At 58.9% G+C, this 19,082-nt stretch carries 20 protein-coding genes; 1 reads left to right on the top strand and 19 read right to left on the bottom strand.

Annotated elements, in window-relative coordinates; all coding sequences use genetic code 11:
- Positions 1-5: 5 nt before the first annotated feature.
- Genes ACFER_RS04470 through ACFER_RS04425 form a run of 10 tightly spaced genes read right to left on the bottom strand, consistent with a single transcriptional unit; the run spans position 6 to position 7,781 of the window.
- A complete protein-coding gene (locus ACFER_RS04470) occupies positions 6-809 on the bottom strand; it encodes a TlyA family RNA methyltransferase (RefSeq protein ID WP_012938229.1) in 804 nt (267 codons plus the stop codon).
- On the bottom strand, positions 806-2,689 hold the full coding sequence (gene dxs / locus ACFER_RS04465) for a 1-deoxy-D-xylulose-5-phosphate synthase (protein WP_012938228.1): 1,884 nt from the start codon (positions 2,687-2,689) through the stop codon (positions 806-808). The genes ACFER_RS04470 and dxs overlap by 4 nt, the downstream gene beginning before the upstream one ends.
- A gap of 23 nt (positions 2,690-2,712) precedes the next feature.
- On the bottom strand, positions 2,713-3,588 hold the full coding sequence (locus tag ACFER_RS04460; RefSeq protein ID WP_012938227.1) for a polyprenyl synthetase family protein: 876 nt from the start codon (positions 3,586-3,588) through the stop codon (positions 2,713-2,715).
- On the bottom strand, positions 3,588-3,833 hold the full coding sequence (xseB, locus tag ACFER_RS04455; RefSeq protein ID WP_012938226.1) for an exodeoxyribonuclease VII small subunit: 246 nt from the start codon (positions 3,831-3,833) through the stop codon (positions 3,588-3,590). Before xseB ends, ACFER_RS04460 begins: the two co-directional genes overlap by 1 nt.
- Positions 3,833-5,047, bottom strand: a complete 1,215-nt coding sequence (xseA, locus tag ACFER_RS04450; protein WP_012938225.1) for an exodeoxyribonuclease VII large subunit — start codon at positions 5,045-5,047, stop codon at positions 3,833-3,835. Before xseA ends, xseB begins: the two co-directional genes overlap by 1 nt.
- Positions 5,044-6,003 carry a Kae1-like domain-containing protein gene (locus ACFER_RS04445; RefSeq protein ID WP_012938224.1) on the bottom strand — a complete coding sequence of 320 codons (960 nt, stop codon included), beginning with the start codon at positions 6,001-6,003 and terminating at the stop codon, positions 5,044-5,046. Before ACFER_RS04445 ends, xseA begins: the two co-directional genes overlap by 4 nt.
- The gene (nusB, locus tag ACFER_RS04440; protein WP_012938223.1) at positions 5,993-6,412 is read right to left on the bottom strand and encodes a transcription antitermination factor NusB; all 420 of its coding nucleotides are present in this window, start codon (positions 6,410-6,412) and stop codon (positions 5,993-5,995) included. Before nusB ends, ACFER_RS04445 begins: the two co-directional genes overlap by 11 nt.
- 18 nt (positions 6,413-6,430) lie before the next feature.
- Complete coding sequence (locus ACFER_RS04435) at positions 6,431-6,655, bottom strand: DUF2273 domain-containing protein (protein WP_012938222.1); 225 nt, start codon at positions 6,653-6,655, stop codon at positions 6,431-6,433.
- Positions 6,656-6,669: 14 nt separating this feature from the next.
- On the bottom strand, positions 6,670-7,191 hold the full coding sequence (amaP, locus tag ACFER_RS04430) for an alkaline shock response membrane anchor protein AmaP (RefSeq protein ID WP_012938221.1): 522 nt from the start codon (positions 7,189-7,191) through the stop codon (positions 6,670-6,672).
- Positions 7,188-7,781: an Asp23/Gls24 family envelope stress response protein gene (locus ACFER_RS04425; RefSeq protein WP_012938220.1), complete on the bottom strand. Its 594-nt coding sequence runs from the start codon at positions 7,779-7,781 to the stop codon at positions 7,188-7,190. The genes amaP and ACFER_RS04425 overlap by 4 nt, the downstream gene beginning before the upstream one ends.
- A gap of 256 nt (positions 7,782-8,037) precedes the next feature.
- On the opposite strand from ACFER_RS04425, the gene ACFER_RS04420 reads away from it, so the two are divergent.
- A complete protein-coding gene (locus ACFER_RS04420; protein WP_012938219.1) occupies positions 8,038-9,171 on the top strand; it encodes a hypothetical protein in 1,134 nt (377 codons plus the stop codon).
- Here the strand turns inward: ACFER_RS04420 and ACFER_RS10810 are convergent.
- From ACFER_RS10810 to ACFER_RS04375, 9 genes are all read right to left on the bottom strand, one after another.
- On the bottom strand, positions 9,168-9,683 hold the full coding sequence (locus tag ACFER_RS10810; RefSeq protein ID WP_012938218.1) for a hypothetical protein: 516 nt from the start codon (positions 9,681-9,683) through the stop codon (positions 9,168-9,170). The two genes, ACFER_RS04420 and ACFER_RS10810, sit on opposite strands and share 4 nt — an antisense overlap.
- 27 nt (positions 9,684-9,710) lie before the next feature.
- Positions 9,711-10,511 carry a hypothetical protein gene (locus ACFER_RS04410; RefSeq protein WP_012938217.1) on the bottom strand — a complete coding sequence of 267 codons (801 nt, stop codon included), beginning with the start codon at positions 10,509-10,511 and terminating at the stop codon, positions 9,711-9,713.
- Positions 10,511-11,521, bottom strand: coding sequence for a hypothetical protein (locus ACFER_RS04405; protein ID WP_012938216.1), 1,011 nt, complete (start codon positions 11,519-11,521; stop codon positions 10,511-10,513). The genes ACFER_RS04410 and ACFER_RS04405 overlap by 1 nt, the downstream gene beginning before the upstream one ends.
- 12 nt (positions 11,522-11,533) lie before the next feature.
- A complete protein-coding gene (locus ACFER_RS04400) occupies positions 11,534-12,295 on the bottom strand; it encodes a TPM domain-containing protein (RefSeq protein ID WP_012938215.1) in 762 nt (253 codons plus the stop codon).
- 10 nt (positions 12,296-12,305) lie between these two features.
- Positions 12,306-13,415: a TFIIB-type zinc ribbon-containing protein gene (locus tag ACFER_RS04395; protein ID WP_012938214.1), complete on the bottom strand. Its 1,110-nt coding sequence runs from the start codon at positions 13,413-13,415 to the stop codon at positions 12,306-12,308.
- 18 nt (positions 13,416-13,433) lie between these two features.
- Complete coding sequence (locus ACFER_RS04390; RefSeq protein WP_012938213.1) at positions 13,434-14,876, bottom strand: SPFH domain-containing protein; 1,443 nt, start codon at positions 14,874-14,876, stop codon at positions 13,434-13,436.
- Between the two features lie 189 nt (positions 14,877-15,065).
- Positions 15,066-16,097, bottom strand: a complete 1,032-nt coding sequence (locus tag ACFER_RS04385) for a hypothetical protein (protein WP_148213921.1) — start codon at positions 16,095-16,097, stop codon at positions 15,066-15,068.
- Between the two features lie 223 nt (positions 16,098-16,320).
- Positions 16,321-17,919 (bottom strand): bifunctional metallophosphatase/5'-nucleotidase, encoded by a 1,599-nt coding sequence (locus tag ACFER_RS04380; RefSeq protein WP_012938211.1) that lies wholly within the window; start codon positions 17,917-17,919, stop codon positions 16,321-16,323.
- Positions 17,920-17,937: 18 nt separating this feature from the next.
- Entirely contained in the window at positions 17,938-19,038 is a 1,101-nt protein-coding gene (locus tag ACFER_RS04375; RefSeq protein ID WP_012938210.1) for a nucleoside hydrolase, read from the bottom strand.
- Positions 19,039-19,082 lie beyond the last annotated feature (44 nt).

Raw genomic sequence — 19,082 nt, 5'->3', positions numbered from 1 at the left:
TCTCTTTATTTTTCCAGGGTCTCGTGGGAAGCCGCCACCACCTCCCGGATCCGTTCCGGCGATACGGTGTCTTCCCCTTCTTTCCCCATATAGAACAGATATTCAATATTCCCTTCCGGTCCCCGGATGGGAGAAAAATCCAGTCCCCGGGCCACAAAACCCAGTTCCCGGGCCTGGGCGATCACCTTTTCGATCACTTCCAGGTGCACCGCCGGATCCCGGACCACGCCTTTTTTCCCCACTTTTTCCCGACCGGCCTCGAACTGTGGCTTGATCAGGGCGATGCCGAAGCCGTCGGACTTCAGGATCTTATAGGCGCTGGGCAGCACCTTGTCCAGGGAAATAAAAGCCACGTCAATGGTGAACACATCCACCGGTTCCCCCAGGGAATCGGCTTCCAAAAACCGCACATTGGTCCGTTCCATGTTCACCACCCGGGGATCCTGCCGGAGTTTCCAGGCCAGCTGCCCATAGCCCACGTCGATGGCGTAGACCCTGCTGGCTCCATGCTGGAGGGCGCAGTCCGTAAAGCCGCCGGTGGAAGCCCCCAGATCCGCCACCACCTTCCCTTCCAGGGAGATGGGGAACACCTTCAGGGATTTGTCCAGCTTGTAGCCGCCCCGGCTCACAAAGGGCATCTTTTTCCCCAGCAGGGTGATTTTGGCATCCGGCTTCACCATGGTGCCGGGCTTGTCGATCTTCTGATCGTTGACCAGCACTTCCCCGGCCATGATTACAGCCTGGGCCTTGCTCCGGGATTCAAAGAACCCCTGTTCCGTTAAAAATACATCCAACCGTTCTTTTTTCATAGTTCCTCTTTCCAGGCTTGCAAAATGGTATCCGCGGCCCCTTCCGGATCCAGTTTCAGGTCACGGAGCAGCAGTTCCCGCTTTCCATGGGGCACGTACAGATCCGGGATGCCCAGGTTCAGCACCCGGCATTCCTTCAGCCGTCCCATCCGGTTCAGGGCATCCAGCACCCCTTCTCCGAAACCTCCCGCCAGGGAGTTTTCCTCCAGGGTCACCAGCAGCTTCACGGTGTGGCTGGCGGCTTCCAGGGCTTCCCGGTCCAGGGGCTTTACGAACCGGGCGTTCACCACCCCCACGGACAGCCCCTGCTTTTCCAGCAGATCCGCGGTTTTCCGGGCGGTATCCACCATGGTCCCCACAGCCCACAGATCGATCTGGCTCCCTTCCTGGAGCCGTTTGCTCTTCCCGATGGGCAGGGTATGGATTTCCGGATCCAGGGGAACCCCCAGCCCGGAGCCCCGGGGATACCGGAGCACCGAAGGGCCGTTGTATTCCAGGGAGGTTTTCAGCATATGCCGAAGTTCGTTCTCATCCCCGGGCACCATCATCACCATATTGGGCATCAGCCGGAGATAGGACAGGTCATAGGCCCCGTGATGGGTGCTGCCGTCGTCCCCCACCAGACCGGCCCGGTCCAGGCACAGGGTAAAGGGCAGGTTCTGCATGGCCACATCATGGAGCAGCTGGTCGAAGGCCCGCTGGGCAAAGGTGGAATACAGGGCCACCAGAGGATGGTAGCCGTTGGCCGCCAGCCCGGCGCCCATGGTCACCCCGTGCTGTTCCGCAATACCCACATCGAAGAACCGGTCCGGATAATACTTGCCGAACACATCCAGTCCCGTCCCTTCGGGCATGGCGGCGGTAATGGCCACCACCTTCCGGTTTTTCTCTCCCAGTTCCACCAGGGCATCGCTGAACACTTTGGTATAGGTGGCGGGCGCCTGGGGATTGCTGAATTTCTTACCGGTGGCAATGTCGAAGGGCCCTGTGCCATGGAAGGCGTTGGGCCGTTCTTCCGCCGGTTTGTACCCCTTGCCCTTGGTGGTGAGCACATGGATGAACACCGGCTCGTCCAGCTGCTTGGCCTTTTCGAAGGTTTCCATCAGGGCGGGCAGGTCGTGGCCGTCCACGGGCCCCAGGTACTTGAACCCGAAATCCTCGAAGAGCATGCCGGGCACAAAGAAATATTTAAAGCTGTCCTTCAGCCGTCCCACCGCCCGGGCCACGGAACTGCCGATGGAGGGCAGGCTTTTCAGGAAGCCTTCCACCTCGGTCTTCACCCGGGAATAGGTGGGATCGGTCCGGAGCTCGGTGAGATAGGACGACAGGGCCCCCACGTTTTTGGAAATGGACATTTCGTTGTCGTTCAGGACCACGATCAGTTTCTTGTGGAGATCCCCGGCGTTGTTCAGCCCTTCCATGGCTTCCCCGCCGGTCAGGGCCCCGTCCCCGATGACGGCGATCACATTGTAGTCATCCCCGGCCAGATCCCGGGCACAGGCAATACCCAGGGCGGCGGAAATGGAAGTGCTGGAATGGCCGGTGCCAAAACAGTCGTATTCACTTTCCGTCCGTTTGGGAAACCCGCAGAGCCCTCCGTACTGGCGCAGGGTGGGAAACCGGTCCAGCCGTCCGGTGAGCAGCTTGTGGACATAGGACTGGTGCCCCACATCCCAGACAATCTTGTCCCGGGGCATGGAAAACACCTTATGCAGGGCGACGGTCAGTTCCACCACTCCCAGGTTGGGGGCCAGATGTCCCCCGTTCCGGCTGGTCACTTCCAGGATCTCCTCCCGGATTTCCTGACACAGTTCCGGCAGCTGGGCATCGGGGATGTTTTTCAAATCCGACGGTGCATGTATGGTTGGCAAGAGTTTCATAAGGGTCCATCCTCCCCCAAAGCTTATTTTTTCCGGTTGTACAGATACCGGGTGATTTCCACCAGAGGCTGGGCTTTTTCACCCAGAGGAGCCAGGGTCTCTTCCGCTTCCTTCAGGGTCTGGGCGGCCATTTCCCTGGCTTTTTCCAGACCGAACAGGGATACATAGGTGGATTTGTGGAGCTTTTCATCACTGTGGGCCGGTTTGCCCATGACTTTGGCATCCCCTTCCACATCCAGGATGTCATCGGTGATCTGGAAGGCCAGGCCGAACAGGTTGGCAAAATGGGTCATGATCCGCAGGGTTTCCGGATCGGCCCCGCCCAGCATGGCCCCGCCCCGGACCGCCGCCACAAACATGGCTCCGGTCTTGGCTTCGTGGAGTTTCTTCATCTGTTCCAGGGTCAGCTGCTGGTCTTCCGATGTGATGTCCAGAGCCTGGCCGCCCACCATACCGGTGGGGCCGGCACATTTGGCCACCAGACGGACCACCTCCAGGAGCACTTTGGGATCCACGCCCCGCTGTTCCAGCATCACTTCAAAGGCCTGGGTCAGGAGACCGTCCCCGGCCAGAAGAGCCATGGCATCCCCGAACACCTTGTGGTTGGTGAGCCGGCCCCGGCGGTAGTCATCGTTGTCCATAGAAGGCAGATCATCATGGATCAGGGAATAGGTGTGGATCATTTCCAGCCCGGCTGCCACGGCCACAAAATCACTGCCCTTGGCCCCCACCGCATCGGCTGCGGCCATGAGCAGGATGGGGCGCAGGCGCTTGCCCCCGGCCGCCACGGAATACATCATGGCCTTGTCCACCGGGGAGATGCTCCCCACTCCCAGCCGTACCTGCAGATATCCATTGACCAGAGCTCCCCGGCTCCGCAAATAACTTCTCAGTTCCATTATTCCTTCTCCTCCGGAAACAGGGCCAGGGCAAAATCATCCTGGCTGGTTTCCACGATTTTTTTCACATCCTGCTGGACTTTTTTCAGCTGGGCCGCACAGTTCCGGCTCAGTTCCATGCCTTCCTTGTACAGGGCCACTGTCTCATCCAGGGACAGGTCCCCGCTTTCCAGCTTTTCCACAATGGTTTCCAGCCGTTTCAGGCCATCTTCAAAGGAAACCGTTTCCGCTTTCTTTCTGGGCATTATTCTGTTCCTTCCTTGACCGTTTCCACCTGGGAGACCACTGCTCCCTGGGCAAAACGGGTCACCAGGGTATCACCAGGGTGCAGGTCCGACGGCTGCCGGACGGCCCTTCCCTGGGCATTTTCCGTAATGGTATAGCCCCGCCGGAGCACTCCGTACGGGTCCAGCGCCCCCAGCTTGGCTGCCAGGAGATCCAGCTTCTGCTGACGTTCCTCCAGCCGCCGGGTGCCCGCCTGTTCCAGGTTCCGGCACAGGGTATCCAGGGTCTGGCCGGCATTTTCCCAGAGCCGTTCCGGATGGGTGAACACCCACTCTTCCTGGAGTTTTTCCAGGGCCCGGCTGCTGTCCTGGAGACGGAGCTCCATGGTCCGTTCCAGACGCCGGACCAGCTTGGCCAGGATTTCCCGGTCCCCGCTCCGTTCCGGCACCGCCAGTTCCGCTGCCGCCGAAGGGGTGGGTGCCCGGAGGTCCGCCGCAAAGTCGCTGAGGGTAAAATCGATTTCATGGCCCACCGCAGAGATCACCGGGATCTCCGAAGCCGCAATGGCCCGGACCACCCCTTCGTCATTGAAGGCCCACAGGTCTTCCATGGACCCGCCGCCCCGGCCTACGATCAGGACATCCGCCAGCTTGTGCCGGTTCATGAACCGGATGCCCCGGATGATTTCCGGAGGGGCTTCCGTCCCCTGTACCTTTACCGGGTACAGCCGCAGCTTCACCGAGGGATCCCGGCGTCCGGCCACATTGATGATGTCCCGGACCGCCGCCCCTGCCGGAGAAGTCACAATGCCCACCACCTTGGGATAGGCAGGCAGGGGGCGCTTCCGGCCGGGATCGAAGAGCCCTTCCGCCGTGAGTTTTTCCTTCAGCTGCTCGTAGGCGATCATCAGGTTCCCGGCCCCCAGGGGCATCATCATATCCACATAGAACTGGTAGACCCCATCCCGTTCATACAGGTCGATCCGGCCCACCCCCAGCACCTGGTCCCCGTTTTTGGGCAGCTGCTTCAGGCGCCGGGCCGCACCGGCGAACATGACGGCTTTCAGCAGGGTCTTTCCGTCTTTCAAATTGAAATAACAGTGTCCGGAAGGGTACTGGCGGAAGTTGGATACTTCCCCCTGGATCTGGAGGTTGGCGAATTCCGGTTCTTTCCGGAACAGCCCCTTGACGATCCGGGTGACTTCCGACACCGTATAGATTTTTCCTGCAATCATGGTTCTTCCTGCCTTTCCCGGAGCAGGGCCGCCCAGGCATTGCCCACGGCACCGTCCACACTGTACCGGGGATCCGGGGCCCAAAGACCGATCTGCCGCTGGCCCAGGAAATCTTCCAGCTGCCGGCGGATCTCCCTGTTGGCACTGACTCCTCCGGCCAGGAGCACCTGGGACAGCTGCTCTTTTTCGCACACCCAGGAAATGGTCCGGGCCAGGGCTTTGCCGATGGCCTGTTCCACCCCCAGGGCCAGTGCCGCCGGGTCTTCTCCCTTTTCAATGGCCCGGAGGGTCTGGGTGCAGGGGCCGGAGAGGGACAGTTCCCCTTCCCTGCTCCACACCTTCAGGGGATGGGCTTCCGAAGCGGTCTCCGCCAGTTTTTCCAGCGGGGCCCCCGCCGGAAAGGGCAGGCCCAGGGCCACCCCCACCCGGTCGATGAACTGGCCTGCATGGAGGTCGATGCTGGTGCCCCGGGGTTCCAGGGAAAAATTCCCGTCCGGCTGCCGCTCACAAAGGAGCAGGTCCGTGGTCCCCCCGGAAATATGGACCAAAAGGAACCGGTCCGGGGCAGGCTTCCCCACGGACCAGAGACCGGCAAACATGTGATTGTGCTGATGGGTGAACCGGTGGACCGGCAGTCCCATCAGTTTCCCCAGGCTCCGGGCCATCCCCAGCCCCACCAGGAAGGCGGGCATATAGGATTCTTCCCGGGGACGGGGTTTGGCGCTGACCCCGATGGCTTTCACCTGCACCCCGGACAAGTCCAGGGCTTCCAGCAGGTCCGGCAGATTCCGGGTATGCTGGAACACCATCTCCGACTGGACCAGTCCCCGGTGCCCGGGCTTCACCCGGAGCAGCCGGCGCTGATCCCCCAGGAGATGGCCGTGAAGGTCCATCAGGGCCGCCGAAGTGGTATAGCAGCTGGTATCCAGTCCCAGGACCGCTTCTTCAGCGGCCATGTTTCTTCACCAGGCTCCCCAGAAGACCGTTGATGAAGGCGGGAGAATCGTCCCCCCCATAGACTTTGGCCAGTTCCACGGCCTCGTTGATGGCCACTGCCGGAGGCACCGGTTCCGGGCTGCAGAACATTTCATACCCGGCGATCCGCAGCAGGTTCCGGTCGATGCCGTTCATCCGCTTCAGGGTCCACTTGGCATCCAGACCGTTCAGTTCCCCGTCCAGGGCTTCCTGGTTTTCCCGGACCCCTTTCACCAGATCCAGGGCATAGGCCAGGTCCTTTTTCCGGGTATCCTGGATATCCTCTTCTTCCGCCATGGTCCGGACCGTTTCTTCCGGAGACTGTTCCGGAGAGAACTCCAGGGCAAACAGGCTTCTCATTGCAATGGTACGTGCGTCTCTTCTGCTCATATGATTGGTAAACTCCTTTTATTTATGGTACGGAGGCAGCAGGTTGTCCAGCAGATCCACCAGATCTTCCCCTGCATCCATTTTGTAACCGATGTAAAACCCCAGGCCGATGCAGAACAGCAGGAACACGGCCCGGAAAAAGCCCAGGAGCAGGAACAGGATGCCCACCACCAGGCCCACCGAGGCGCCTATGATCCGCCACCGGCTGGTTTCAAACAATTTGCGTAAAATTTCCTGCCACATGGTCCATCCTCCATCTATTCCTTCGCCTTGATATGCTTGAAGTAGACGGCCACATCGGCCACTTCCACGCCGATGACATTCATGATGTTCTTCTTTACCGTCCGCTTCACCTCGTCGGTGGTGTCAGGAATGTTGATGCCCGGCTCGACGGAAGCATTGATCCGGACGCCCAGCTGGCTGTCCTTCAGCAGCTTCACCCGGCATTTGGCACCGTAGACACCGTACACATCATTGGTGAACCCGGCAATATAATCTTCCATGGCCCGCTGGCTTACATGGATCTTCCCATCCCGTTCGTTGTCAAAAGTCAGGTCATTGCTGCCGCCCCGGCTCCAGCTGGCAAAGAGCAGCCGCAGGCTTACCAGGAAGATGATCACGCCCCCGATGGTGTATTCCCACCGGCCGGGCACCCGGACGGCAAATTCCGTCAGCTCATGGACCGGGATGCCGTTGACGCTGACAATGACGATGAGCACCGCCACTGCCGCCATGATGATGGTATACAGGGTCAGGATAATCCGATCGAATATGCTCATTGTTCCCCTCCTGACATTTCCTGGCCTTTGGGGTCAGGTTCTTTTTCCGGTTCCGTTCCCGCCGCCGTTTCTCCTTCTTCCGGCGGTTCCGGACGGTTTTCCCCGGCGGCAGTCCCTTCCGGCAGTGCCGGGCTCCCTGCCGGTTCTTCCTCCCATTTCTTCATCAGTTCATCCGTATCGTCTTTCTCTGCAAAGGCCTTTTCTTTTTTCTTCTTCACACCTTCCACATGGATGTCCACCCCGGTGACTTCGTAGCCGGTCATGTTCTCCACGGCTTCCTTGACCTTTTCCTGGAGCTTGATGGCCACATCCGGAATGTTGAACCCGTAGGTGATGATCACATGGACCTCCACCCGCACCGTATGGCCTTCCGTATAGACCTTGATGCCCTTGGAGAAATTCTGTTTGCCCAGCATGTCCGTGAGCCCTTCCCGGATGCCCCCGCTCATGCCGTAGACCCCGTTCACCTCCGAAGCAGCCAGCCCCGCCACAATGCTCAGGACTTCGTCGGCCACCTTGATGGCTCCCATATCGTCCGTGTCCGGACTGTTTTCCAACTGCGCCTGCTGTTTTACTTCTTCGTCGTTCATAGGCTTCTCCTCAAACGCAAGTTTATTCATTTTAATTATTTTATTATACCATATCCCGGGGAATGTGGGTAGGGAGCGAGTCAGGGGGATTAAGTGGTTAAGTGGTCAGGTACAACCGTAGGGGGCGCAGGCCCGGCGCCCCGCTGTGGTCAGGTGGTTTGGGCATCAGAAATCCCACCTGGTCAGCCCGCCGCTCTTTACTCCCTGCCCATGCATCTGTTATGATAAAAGAAACAACAGAAAGAAGGTGACTGTCATGGCTTTCCCGTTCTGGCTTGCTTTCGTATTTTTTCTGGCTCTCCCGGTTTCTCTGGGCGAAGGGGCCCCGGTGGACCCTTCCCAGGCCGATCCTCCGGAAAAACAGGAACAGCGGAACACCCCCTGGCTGGAACTCCACGGGGACTACCGGTATCTCTACGGCAAGGGCCGGTTTGCCGCCCGGACCCCCGCCAACCTGAAAAAAAGCCGCTGGCCCCGGACGGATCAGGATGTGTTCCTGCTCCAGCGGCGGCTGCGACTGTTCCCGGTGGTCCATACCAGCCAGGATACCCAGTTGAAATTCATGATCGAAGACAAACGGAACGACAAGGACCACACCCAGGACCACCATCCCACCCTGTCCCGGGCCTATCTCCAGCACGAAAACCGCCACACCAAATGGGAACTGGGCCGGTTCAACCTGTATCTCATGGACGGGAATGTCATCGACAAACGGGTGGACGGGATCCGTACCAGCTTTGGGAAAAATACGGATCCTGGCGGCCGGATCACCCTGTTTGCCGGCCAGACCACTGGAAACGACAACCTGCATCGGAAGACCGGCTGGTTTGCCCTGGAAGAAAAGCAGCTGGGAAAGCTGAACCTCCGGTCCGCCTTCCTGGATTTCCGGACCCGCCAGTCCCTGCCTGCCAGCCTGCCGGCCCTCCAGCAGCCGGGACTGGAGCCGGGGTCCAGCGGCACCGGGTTCGACCGGCAGCAGATCTGGACCACCCGACTGGAATACCAGCCCCGGGACCGGTGGCTTTTCGACCTGGAACTGCTGGGTTCCAAAGGCTCCCAGGGCCGGGACGGATACCGGGAGCGGAAAACCGGCTTTGTGGCCGCAGTGACCTACGGGGAACTGGATGAGCGGAAGGGCGGCACCTGGGAAACCTGGCTCCGGTATTACGACCAGCCCCAGTCCAGCATCCTCTACCACACCATGGACGGGGATACGGGATTCTTCCAGCGCCAGGGGTTCCGGGGCTGGGGCGCCCGGCTGGACTATGTGGTATTTCCCGGACTGGTCTGGGCCATAGAAGGATTCCGGCTCCAGAACAGAAAAACAGGACCCTTCACCCGGGATTTCCGGGAGTGGGTCCTGGGGACCAGCGTAACGGCGTATTTTTAACCAAACCCTTCTTTGATCCCCGCATAGTTCTCATAGCTGTCCCGCAGCATATGGATGACCTGGGCGGGGTCTTTTTGCAGCCAGTCCTGCCGCTTTTCCGGCATGATGGTGAACCAGGCCGGAGCTCTCAGGAGATTGTTCAGGGATCTGTACAACTGCTGTTCGGGGATTTTCTTCAGTTTCCCGGTCTCTGGCTGTACCTCATAGCCCTGGTCCCTGCCCTCTCCTTCGGCATTGACCAGGATTTCCAGCTCACCGTTCCAGTCCATATCCAGCACGGCGATGTTCACCAGACCGTCCCATTGGGGGACCCGGTCCCACTGGTCCCGGTTGGCCAGAAGGATCTGGAGCTGGTACCGAAGAGCACCGGGGGCCAGGGGCCGGGGTTCGGAAACACCGCCGGGCCACTCATGTCTGTGGGGAAGGTCCCGTTCACAGGCCAGAGCCGGAGCTGCTCCCAACAACAGAACGAGCAGTCCCCAGGCGGCACGTTTTTTAATGGATCCATCCATTGTTCCCCCTCCCTTCTTCGGCCCTCTTCACTTTTCAACCATCTGGCTCACGGTTCCTCCCGTCAGGTCCATATCATTGATCCTTCCCTGGACATTCTTGAAGGTACAGTCGATCAGTTCCAGCCGGGACTGGCCCACGGCGAAAAGGGGGAGATTGGTGCTGGTGTCTTTGAACAGGGTCCGGATGATTTTCATATCCCTGCACTCGATGGCATTGATCAGGCCATAGGTGCAGCTGCGGATCACACTGTCCTGGAGAGTAACGCTTTCGCAGCCCAGGGCTTCGTACCCATAGGTCCCGCACCCGTACAGGTCCAGATTTTCCAGCCCTGCGTCCTGCACCAGATCCAGTTTCAGTACGGCTCCGCTGCAGCGGCCAGCCTGCAGGGAATGGCCGACCCGGAGATGGGCCAGCCGGAAGTTCTGACAGTTCCGGAAATGCAGCACCGGAGTATAGGGATCCTCTGTTACGATTTCTGCCGTGATCTTCTCCGTATCCTGGCCCCGGATGGTGAGATCCTGGAATCCGGCCAGCTCCAGGTCCTCATAGGCCATATACAGGCCTGGAGGGCTCATGGGATTCCAGGGGAATCTGTGGATTACCTGCTCCGCAGCGGTGCTGGCCAGCCAGGTGGACAGGTTATAGCGGCCCGGTGCCAGGATGACTTCCGTATGGTCATCCAGGGCCTCCATCATTTCCTTGACATTGTGGACCAGGACGGTTTTCCGGGGAGCAGCAACCCCCCCGGCCGTCAGCCCCAGAACCAGGACCATACACAGCAGCAGAGCCCGTATCAGGTCCGTCCATAATTTACCGATCCGTTTCATCAACTGTCACCTCCCTGTTCCTCCCGCACCACCAGGCTGCCGTCTTTTCCGCTGATCTGGAGGATCTTCCGATGATACCCCTTCCGGTCGTAATAGGACAGGCCGGTGGCCCGGGCCGTCCCTTCCAGATGTATGGGATAATTGTACCGGCTGCCCGGTTCCAGATTTCCCAATGGTTCATCCTTTTCCACCTGCCAGGTCACCTGACCGCTGTCACTGACCTCCGCCACCTGGAGAGTGAGCAGGTGCACATCCTCCAATCTCTCTCTGGGAGTCACCGCCAGCATGGGTTCGCCAAACTCACTGACCTGGGTCAGGGACAGCTCCACACTCCCTTTGCCCCGGCGGGCCAGGGACTGCCAGGACAGTTTTTCCACCTTGCCCATCAGGTTTGCCTGCAGTTGCTGGAACTGCCCCGGTGTCATGGCCTGTTTCTCCGACAGGGCTCTGTCCGGAATGCCAAGGGTGTTCCAGTACACTTCCTCTTTTTCCCTGACAGGATCCCAGTTGGTGAAATAACAGTTTTCGCACACCAGATTCCCGTCCCCGTCCAGATGGTACTCTCCCAGTATGGCAAGACCGATGCCCCCGGACCCCTGGTTCAGGAACCGTCCCTTTCCCAGGGGATACCAGGCGTTCCGGTACAGGCCGCTGAACACCCGGTGGAGCCGGCCGTCCCGGATGGTGAACAGATTGGTGATCCGGTCGTCCTGGCCCGTCAGCAGTTCCGGCTCCCCGTCCCCGTTGCAGTCCAACAGCTGATACTTCACCTGTTCCAGCCCCTGGGCCGGGGAAAGTTCCCGGATCCCTTCCCAGACAGCCACCAGGTCCTCCCGGTCCTCTCCATAAGCGTCAGGGTCTCTGCCTCCCTGGATCATATCATACAGGGTGTCCAGTTCCCGGCCATAGATTCCTTCTCCGCCGGAAGCCCCGGCCAGGACCGGCAGGCCGGTGAGAAAAGCCATGAGGCACAGGCAGACCAGCGGCCTCCGGACATCCTTTCTTTTCATGGCTCCTCCTTTTCAGAACTTTCCGCCGCCGCCCCCATGATCCTCATCGGTACTGTCGGCCTTGGCGCTTTCGCGGCTCTTCTTCGGCTTGCGATGGACCGTCATGTACAGGTAGTTGTCCGCATTTTCTTCCAGCTGGAAGCTGTCCCGGTCCAGATAGACCCCGGCTTCCAGGGCCGGCATCACATTGTTCATCTGGCCGATGAGGATCCGGCGCACCAGGAACCCGATGCCCAGGGACACCGCAGCGGCAATGGCCAGGGCCAGAGGATTGAAGGCATTGGCAGGATCGTAGGGCTTCCCTTCTTTCTGGTAGTAGGCCAGCAGTTCATCCGCCCCTTTGGCATACTGGCCGAAGGCTTCCGGATAGTTGTTCTTTTTCAGGGCCGGCAGGAATTTTCCGCTGAGGGCCTTGATACCGGCTTTGTCGGTGATCATTTTCCGCATGCCGTTGTCGGTGGAAATGTACCAGTCCCGATCCTTCATGGACAGGAGCAGCACCATATTTCCCTTGAGCTTGCTGTCTTTGATCTTGTCCAGCATTACATTGGCGAACTCTCCGGGTTTCACGTTTCCGGTGCTTTTCACCGTGACCACCGCCAGCCGTACCTGATATTTCTGGCTCACCTGGTCCAGGGACTGCTGGAGGACTTTCTCTTCCTGGGGCCGCAGGAGATCAGCCTGATCCAGCACCAGGGCAGAGGCTGCCGATGCGGAAACGGCCATGCCCACCAGAAGCACCAGGAGTGCCAGGATGCGCAGTAACTTCTTCATGATGACCTCCTTACGTCAAGAACATCTTTGCCACAAAATACAGGGCCGGTGTGAGGATGGCCGCCACAGCCCCCATATACATCAGGGATTTCTGGTTGTCATAGGGCAGTGTCCCCACCATCTTCCCGGTCTGTCCGTTCATCATAAAGGTGTAGGGTTTGTCCTGATACCGGGTGGTCAGGATCCACACCGGAGCCAGGGCATAGGCCACCTGGTCTTCATCCTTCCGGACCACGCTGTCCTTGAGGATGGTCCGGTCATAGCCCCTGGCCTTGACGGTTTCTTCCAGCACCCCTACGGCGGACCGTTCCACCCGTTCATCAGCCCGGGGCACGGAAGCTTCCGCATCCACATCGTATTTGTCCGCCAGGAAACCGGTGAGATAGGCCGGGCTGAAGGGCACCATCTGGGAATAATCGAAAGGTTCGATGCTTTCCATATAGGTATCGTCCATTTTGCTGGAGCCGTCCACCGGAATCTTATGGAAGCTCATCCGGCCACTGCGGATGCACTGGAACACCCGGGTTTCCGTAATGATCTCATCGCTGGTTTCCATTACATTGTCGTCTTCCCCCTGGAAGTCGGCACTGGCATGGATTTTGGAATCGAAGAGCCAGAAGGGCACGTACATGGGCTGGATGTCCTGGACCCGGTTGTTGGCCGTAAAGGCCGCCGGCAGCAGGCGCTTGCCCTTGTAGAATTCCTTCAGGGCCGCCACCGCATCGTCCTTGGTCTTGGTGAAGGGGATCACGTAATCCGGCTTCAGCATGCCGCTGAAACGGTTGGGCATCATGGTGGGATTCCCGCAGTAGCAGCATTCCGTGGCCAGGGTGTTTTCGTCACAGACGATTTCCGCACCGCAGGCGGAACAGGTGAAGGCTTTCAGGACGGAAGCTTCTTCCGTGCTCCATTCCTTGCCGGCCATCTCCGTATTCCAGCGTTCTTCCTTTGCTTCCTGGGCGGCTGCCGCCCGTTCCTGCTGCCGGGCAAAGAGGGCTTCCATCTGGGCCACGTCCAGTTTGGTATCGCAGTAGGGACAGACCACCTGGCTTGCCCCCGGCTGGAATTCCAGGGGCCCGCCGCAGTTGGGACACTTGTAGGCAACAGAGGTATCGGTCATTTTCACTCACCTCCTGTTTCAGCTCTTGTCGTTGTCGTCAAAGGGATCTCCGCACTGAGGGCAGAATTTGGGGGGATGATGGGGATCGGGGGGCTGCCAGCCGCATTTGTCACAGCGGTACAAAGGCGCATCCTCCGGTTTTTTGGCTCCGCAGTTCATGCAGAATTTCCCCTGGTTTACCGTGCCGCAGCCGGGACAGGTCCATCCCTGGGGCTGGGTTTCCGGTTTGGGAGCGCCACATTCCATACAGAACTTCCCGGTATTCCCTTTGTGGCCGCAGGCGCAGTCCCAGGTCCCTGCCGGTTCCGGCTTTTTGGCGCCGCAGGCCATGCAGAACTTCCCGGTATTGCCCTTCTGGCCGCAGCTGCAGTCCCAGCCATTGGGATCCGCCGCTCCTGGGGCAAACCCACTGGGCTGACGTGGTGCTCCTGCCGGCGGTGGGGCCGGCTGCTGGGCCGCCGCCTGGCCTGCCAGGGCCTGGAACATGTTCGCCCCGGCATTCCCTGCCATATTCATGCCCATGAACCCGAAGGCGGCTCCGGCGTTCTGGTTTCCTGCCGCTATCCTCATGGAATCGGCGGTGGCATCCACCACGGCCCCCATGGCCATCCGGGGATCACTGCCCATGGTCATGCTCATCTGGACCTTCTGGATCTTTTCTTCATCCGCTTCATTGGCTTTGATATTGCTGATTCCGAAGGAAACGATTTCAATGCCCCGGAGATCCCGCCATTTTTTGCTCAGGACATCGTTGAGGGCTTCCGCCAGTTCAAAGGTATGGGCCATGATTTCCGTGTAGTCGATCCGCTGAGCGCTGAGCTGGGCAAAAGCCGGTGCCAGGGCCATGAGCAGTTCGCTTTTCATCTGGCTGTCCAGGGTTTCCCTGCGGTATTCGTCGAAATCGTTCCCGGCCACGTGGGTATAGAACAGGATGGGGTCCGTGATCCGGTAGCTGTATTCCCCGAAGCACCGGAGCCGGATGGTCAGCACCTGGCCAGTGGTATCATCCTTCACCTTGAAGGGGATTTCGCTGGGGGTCCCGTATTTGTTCCCGATCAGTTCCTTGGTATTGAAATAGTATACCCGCTGATCCTTACCGGTATCCCCGCCGAAGGTGAACCGTTTCCCCAGCTGTTTGAAAATGTCCTTCACATTGTCTTTCAGATCCCCGGTGAAGATGGAAGGTTCAGTGCTTTTGTCGTAGGTGTATTCCCCCGGTTCTGCACACAGATCCACCACCTTGCCGTTTTCCACGATCATCATGCACTGGCCGTTGTTCACAGCGATCCGGGATCCGTTGCTGATGATGTTGTCGTCGCCCTGGTTGGAGCTCCGGCTCCCGGTCCGTTTCTGGCCTTTCATCATCAGGATGTCCGGTGCCATCTGGCAGTAGAAAAACTCTTTCCATTGATCGGCCAGCACGCCGCCTACAGCGCCCATCCCTGCTTTGATCAGTCCCATAGTATACCTTCCTTTCTTCCAGGTCATATCTTGCCGTCTTGCTGATTGCCTGGGGGGACACATGCTTCGCTGTCCGGACCTTCTGCTATGCCGGACAAAGCTGATGTCTGACATCTCAAGGCCCCTGGGCCGAGTCTGACTTCTTGTCAGGCTGCCGCCCCCCCTCTGCACTCTTCCCTCTTTTCTCCCCTACAGATCTATCCGGTACAGTTTGGCTTCGCCTTTCTCCCGGCTGATCCGGCGGTAGATCAGGATGGAATCGTTTTTCATGGGGGTGAGGATTTCCATGGTCAGTTTGGGTTCTGTCTTGAATTTCCCCAACAACTTTCCATCCTTCTTGCGGTAAATCCAGTAGATGCCGCCTTCTTGTCCCAGCACCACCCGGTGCTCGGTGACCGCATACCCACGGCCTTCTTTGGTAAGAGGTCCCTCAAAGGACTGGATCAGCTGTCCGTCCTGCAGACTGTACTGCCGGACCACATTTTGATTTTCACCCTTGTCGTTTTTCATATACCCCATCAGGTATAATCCGTCCTTGTCCGCCCATTGTTTCTTGATGTTCAGCCCAGCCTTCCTGATCGACTCTGCGGTAAGGAGTTCCTTCCCCTTGGTAAGGGTCCCTTTGTCCAGGGTCCCGGTCCAGTAGTCCCGTTTTTGGGTAAAGACCACATCCTTCCCCTGATCGATGGGAATCAGAGTCGTGCCGGTGAAATCGGTGGGCACCATGGTCTTTCCGTCGTAATAATGCCAATAGGAAGCTTCATTTTTCTTTTCACGACTTTGATAATCCCCTTGTTTGTGCCAGTCATAGACAGTTCCGTTGGATACCACCAGTTTGTCCCGCCAGTAGGCCCGTTCATCCAGCACCTTCAGGTCACTGAGCGTCTCATCCTTGAAACTGACAGACCGGAGTTTGGTCCGGTATGTTTCGTCCTTGGTGTCGAAGCCGAAGAAGTAAATCCGGTCCCCGTCCACCGCCAGGGTGTCCGTCCACAGGATCTGGTCCTTGAAGGTCAGCCCGGTATATTCATAGATGTTCACCGTCCGGCCGTCTACTTTAAAACTGGATGCCACCGGGGTGCTGATTTTCTTCCGCACCGGCAGGTCGGCGTTGGGGTCTTCAGGGGTTCCCCCGCCCCCTTTTCCCCCACCGCAGCCGGATGCCAGGACACACAGGGTCAATGCTCCCAACAGAATTTGTTTCCATGTCTTTCTCATCATGTGCTCCTTTCTCCAGATATCCGTTCGTCCTCTTTCTGCTTTTATTGTACAGAATTTTCAGAAGAAACGCACTGTACTAAAGTACAGGTTTTGGTAAAAAAGGGGGTGTGAAAAAATGCTTTTTCACACCCCGTCACTAGTCACTAGTCTCTAGTCACTAGCCGATGGAAGCCAGCTGACGCTAGCGAAATAAAGGCGCTGGGGATGATTTTTTCACAGCGCCTTATTTCCTGTCTATCCGGATCCTCCCCTGCCCTTCCGGCTTCCGATAGGCCTCGCTGACGCCCTGTTTCTGGACGTAATCAGCCAGGATGTCCACGTCGGACAGGCCCGGTTCCGCTACCAGGGTGGTGTCCCGGAACATGGTATAGCCGTTGCCCCCGTCGCTGAGGATGTAGCTGGTCCCGGCCACCAGATAGTCTTCCGCCGGATCCAGGGGTTTGCCGCCGATCATCACCTGGCGGACCCTCCGTTCCCCTTCCACCCGGGCGAAATTTCCCTGGTCATCCAGTTTCACCGGTGAGGGGATGGCCGGATCGTAGACAAAGGTCAGCCCGGATACCTGGAGGAACCCGCCGTTTTCTTCCGGCGCATGGGATACGCTCAGTTCCAGGGCATCCAGCAGCTGCTGGCCGGAAATACTCCGGAGCACCGCCTGGTTCCCAAAGGGGAACAGGGTCAGAAGGGTCTTCCGGGTCCAGGCGCCCCGGGGCAGACCGGACCGGAAGGAGCCCCCGTTGATCAGGGCCGCATCCGCCTTGAAACAGGTCCGGAAAGCATCTGCGGCAAAATCCCCCAGATTGGTTTCCTTCTGGCGCACGGCCCGCTGGCCCTCCAGGGAATCCACCAGTTCCACAGAGGATTCTCCCACCTTCTGGGACAGGGCCCGGTCCACTTTGGCCATTTCTTTCCGGACCAGTTTCTCCACCTGGGGATCCGGCTCCATCAGCTCCCGGACCAGTTCGCCCCGGATGGTACCGTCATCTTCGATGACCATACGCCCCAGGCTTTGGAGTTTGGTGCCGGTCTGGGCCACCGGGATCATTTTCCCGTTCCGGTCCGGATAGAACACTTCGTACTGTTCGTGAGAATGGCCGTCGATGAGCCCGTCCACGCCGGTTACATGGGCCAGGAGTGCCCGGCTGCTCCATACGGGGATGGAACCGTCACTGCCCAGATGCGCCACCAGGATCACCGTATCCGCCCCTTGTTCCCGTGCTTCCTCCACCGTATCCTGGACCTGTCTGTAAAGCTTCACCCCTGCTTTGTCCTCACAGAATCCATAGATAAAATGGCCTTTTTCGTCCTGGAAGAACCGGGGCGTGGACGACACCAGGGTACCGGGGGTGGTGACCCCGATAAGCGCCACCTTCCGTTCTTTGAAGGGAAAGATCCGGCAGGGGGCCAGGACGGGTTTCCCGGTATCCAGCCGGACGAAGTTGCAGCTGGTGTACCCGCAGTCCAGTTTTTTGGCCAGGGACAGGAAGTTGTCCATGCCGTAATCGAATTCATGGTTGCCGGGAATGGCAAAATCATAGCCCGCCCCATTCAGGATCCGGACCATGGCCCGTCCGTCGGTGAGTTTCCCCAGGGGTTCCCCCTGGATGGCATCTCCGGCGTCCAGGAGCAGGGTCTGGGGATTCAGGGCTTTCTGTTTCTTTTTATAAGCCGCCACCCGGGCCAGGGTCAGGTTCCTGTCCACCCCGCAATGGATGTCGTTGGTGTGGAGTATCACCACCTGGGCCCAGGCCTGGAGAGGCAGCAGAAGGGCAAAGAGGGCGGCAGAAGCGCCGGCCCGCAGGAATTTCTTGCGGTTGAGCATGGTTTTCTCCTCTCTTTTTTACAGCCGGTCAAAGACTTTTTCCACCATGGGCCACAGCCGGTCCTGATCCACGGCAAAGACGATCCGGGCCTTCTGGGTACCTTCCGGTCCAAAGCCCCGGTAAGCCAGCGTATCTCCATAGCCCGGTCCGTACTGGTCATTCACATCCACCGGCAGGGTTTCTTCCCGGGTGATCACCAGGGGATCGATGACCACGGCAGCGGCCAGCACATCCCAGATATAGCTGGAAAAGCCCGGATCCTGCTGGAACAGAGGCCCTGCCCAGTAATCCTTCCACATGGCACGGGCCCAGGGCTGGGTGATTTTCCCCGTAAGCACCTGATATTCCTGCCGGCTCAGTTTGGCCGTATTGCATACATCCAGCGGCAGGAACACCTGTTCCGTCCAGGGTGCCCGGTACACTTTCCGGGCCGATTCCGGATCGATCCATACATTGAATTCTCCGTGGGGCATCACATTGCCTTCCACCATGAAGGCTCCGGCCATGTACACCACCCGTTTCACCTTTCCGGCAATGGACGGATCCCGGTCCAGGGCTGCCGCCAGGTTGGCTCCACTGCCAATGGCCACCAGGGTCACCTCTCCAGGATTCTTCCGGATGGTCCGGACAATGAAATCGGCTGCCGCCTCCTTCCGGGGCTGCAGTTCCGGTTCCCGGTGGTACCGTTCCCGGTATACCTGCTGCCAGGAAGCCGGACGGGGATAGCCGGCGGCTCCTTTATGGCTGTCGAAATTCTGTCCGTACAGGCGTTTTTCTTCCGCCATATGGGCAAACCGGTCTTTCCGGGTGGGTTCATTCACCCCCATAAACACCGGGATATCCTTCCGTCCCATCCCTTCCAACTGACGGATGGCCGCTGCGGTCCCGGTTTCCACCCAGGTGTTCCCAAAGACGATGGTCACCCCTTCCAACTGGATGTTGGGGGCCTGGGCCAGCATCATCATGGCCACCCCGTCATCCAGCAGTTCCACCATATCCGTATCCAGGATCACCTTTTCCTTCTCAGCTGCCAGCCCCCGCCCCAAAGGGGCCAGGACCGCAAGCGCCAGGATCCCCACAATACGAAAGAATTTTCTGAAATCATTCTGTATCTTCATTGTCTTCACCTCCTGTCTCCAGTATACCGGAAGCAGGAGATTTC

The sequence above is a fragment of the Acidaminococcus fermentans DSM 20731 genome, from assembly GCF_000025305.1.
Taxonomy (GTDB): Bacteria; Bacillota; Negativicutes; order Acidaminococcales; family Acidaminococcaceae; genus Acidaminococcus; species Acidaminococcus fermentans.
Note: the sequence above shows the minus strand (reverse complement) of the source record. Positions and strands in the feature narration are given on the sequence as shown.

Coding starts and splice junctions, on each gene's coding strand:
- ACFER_RS04470 (WP_012938229.1), bottom strand. CDS start 809: ATGAAAAAAGAACGGTTGGATGTATTTTTAACGGAACAGGGGTTCTTT.
- dxs (WP_012938228.1), bottom strand. CDS start 2,689: ATGAAACTCTTGCCAACCATACATGCACCGTCGGATTTGAAAAACATC.
- ACFER_RS04460 (WP_012938227.1), bottom strand. CDS start 3,588: ATGGAACTGAGAAGTTATTTGCGGAGCCGGGGAGCTCTGGTCAATGGA.
- xseB (WP_012938226.1), bottom strand. CDS start 3,833: ATGCCCAGAAAGAAAGCGGAAACGGTTTCCTTTGAAGATGGCCTGAAA.
- xseA (WP_012938225.1), bottom strand. CDS start 5,047: ATGATTGCAGGAAAAATCTATACGGTGTCGGAAGTCACCCGGATCGTC.
- ACFER_RS04445 (WP_012938224.1), bottom strand. CDS start 6,003: ATGGCCGCTGAAGAAGCGGTCCTGGGACTGGATACCAGCTGCTATACC.
- nusB (WP_012938223.1), bottom strand. CDS start 6,412: ATGAGCAGAAGAGACGCACGTACCATTGCAATGAGAAGCCTGTTTGCC.
- ACFER_RS04435 (WP_012938222.1), bottom strand. CDS start 6,655: ATGTGGCAGGAAATTTTACGCAAATTGTTTGAAACCAGCCGGTGGCGG.
- amaP (WP_012938221.1), bottom strand. CDS start 7,191: ATGAGCATATTCGATCGGATTATCCTGACCCTGTATACCATCATCATG.
- ACFER_RS04425 (WP_012938220.1), bottom strand. CDS start 7,781: ATGAACGACGAAGAAGTAAAACAGCAGGCGCAGTTGGAAAACAGTCCG.
- ACFER_RS04420 (WP_012938219.1), top strand. CDS start 8,038: ATGGCTTTCCCGTTCTGGCTTGCTTTCGTATTTTTTCTGGCTCTCCCG.
- ACFER_RS10810 (WP_012938218.1), bottom strand. CDS start 9,683: ATGGATGGATCCATTAAAAAACGTGCCGCCTGGGGACTGCTCGTTCTG.
- ACFER_RS04410 (WP_012938217.1), bottom strand. CDS start 10,511: ATGAAACGGATCGGTAAATTATGGACGGACCTGATACGGGCTCTGCTG.
- ACFER_RS04405 (WP_012938216.1), bottom strand. CDS start 11,521: ATGAAAAGAAAGGATGTCCGGAGGCCGCTGGTCTGCCTGTGCCTCATG.
- ACFER_RS04400 (WP_012938215.1), bottom strand. CDS start 12,295: ATGAAGAAGTTACTGCGCATCCTGGCACTCCTGGTGCTTCTGGTGGGC.
- ACFER_RS04395 (WP_012938214.1), bottom strand. CDS start 13,415: ATGACCGATACCTCTGTTGCCTACAAGTGTCCCAACTGCGGCGGGCCC.
- ACFER_RS04390 (WP_012938213.1), bottom strand. CDS start 14,876: ATGGGACTGATCAAAGCAGGGATGGGCGCTGTAGGCGGCGTGCTGGCC.
- ACFER_RS04385 (WP_148213921.1), bottom strand. CDS start 16,097: ATGATGAGAAAGACATGGAAACAAATTCTGTTGGGAGCATTGACCCTG.
- ACFER_RS04380 (WP_012938211.1), bottom strand. CDS start 17,919: ATGCTCAACCGCAAGAAATTCCTGCGGGCCGGCGCTTCTGCCGCCCTC.
- ACFER_RS04375 (WP_012938210.1), bottom strand. CDS start 19,038: ATGAAGATACAGAATGATTTCAGAAAATTCTTTCGTATTGTGGGGATC.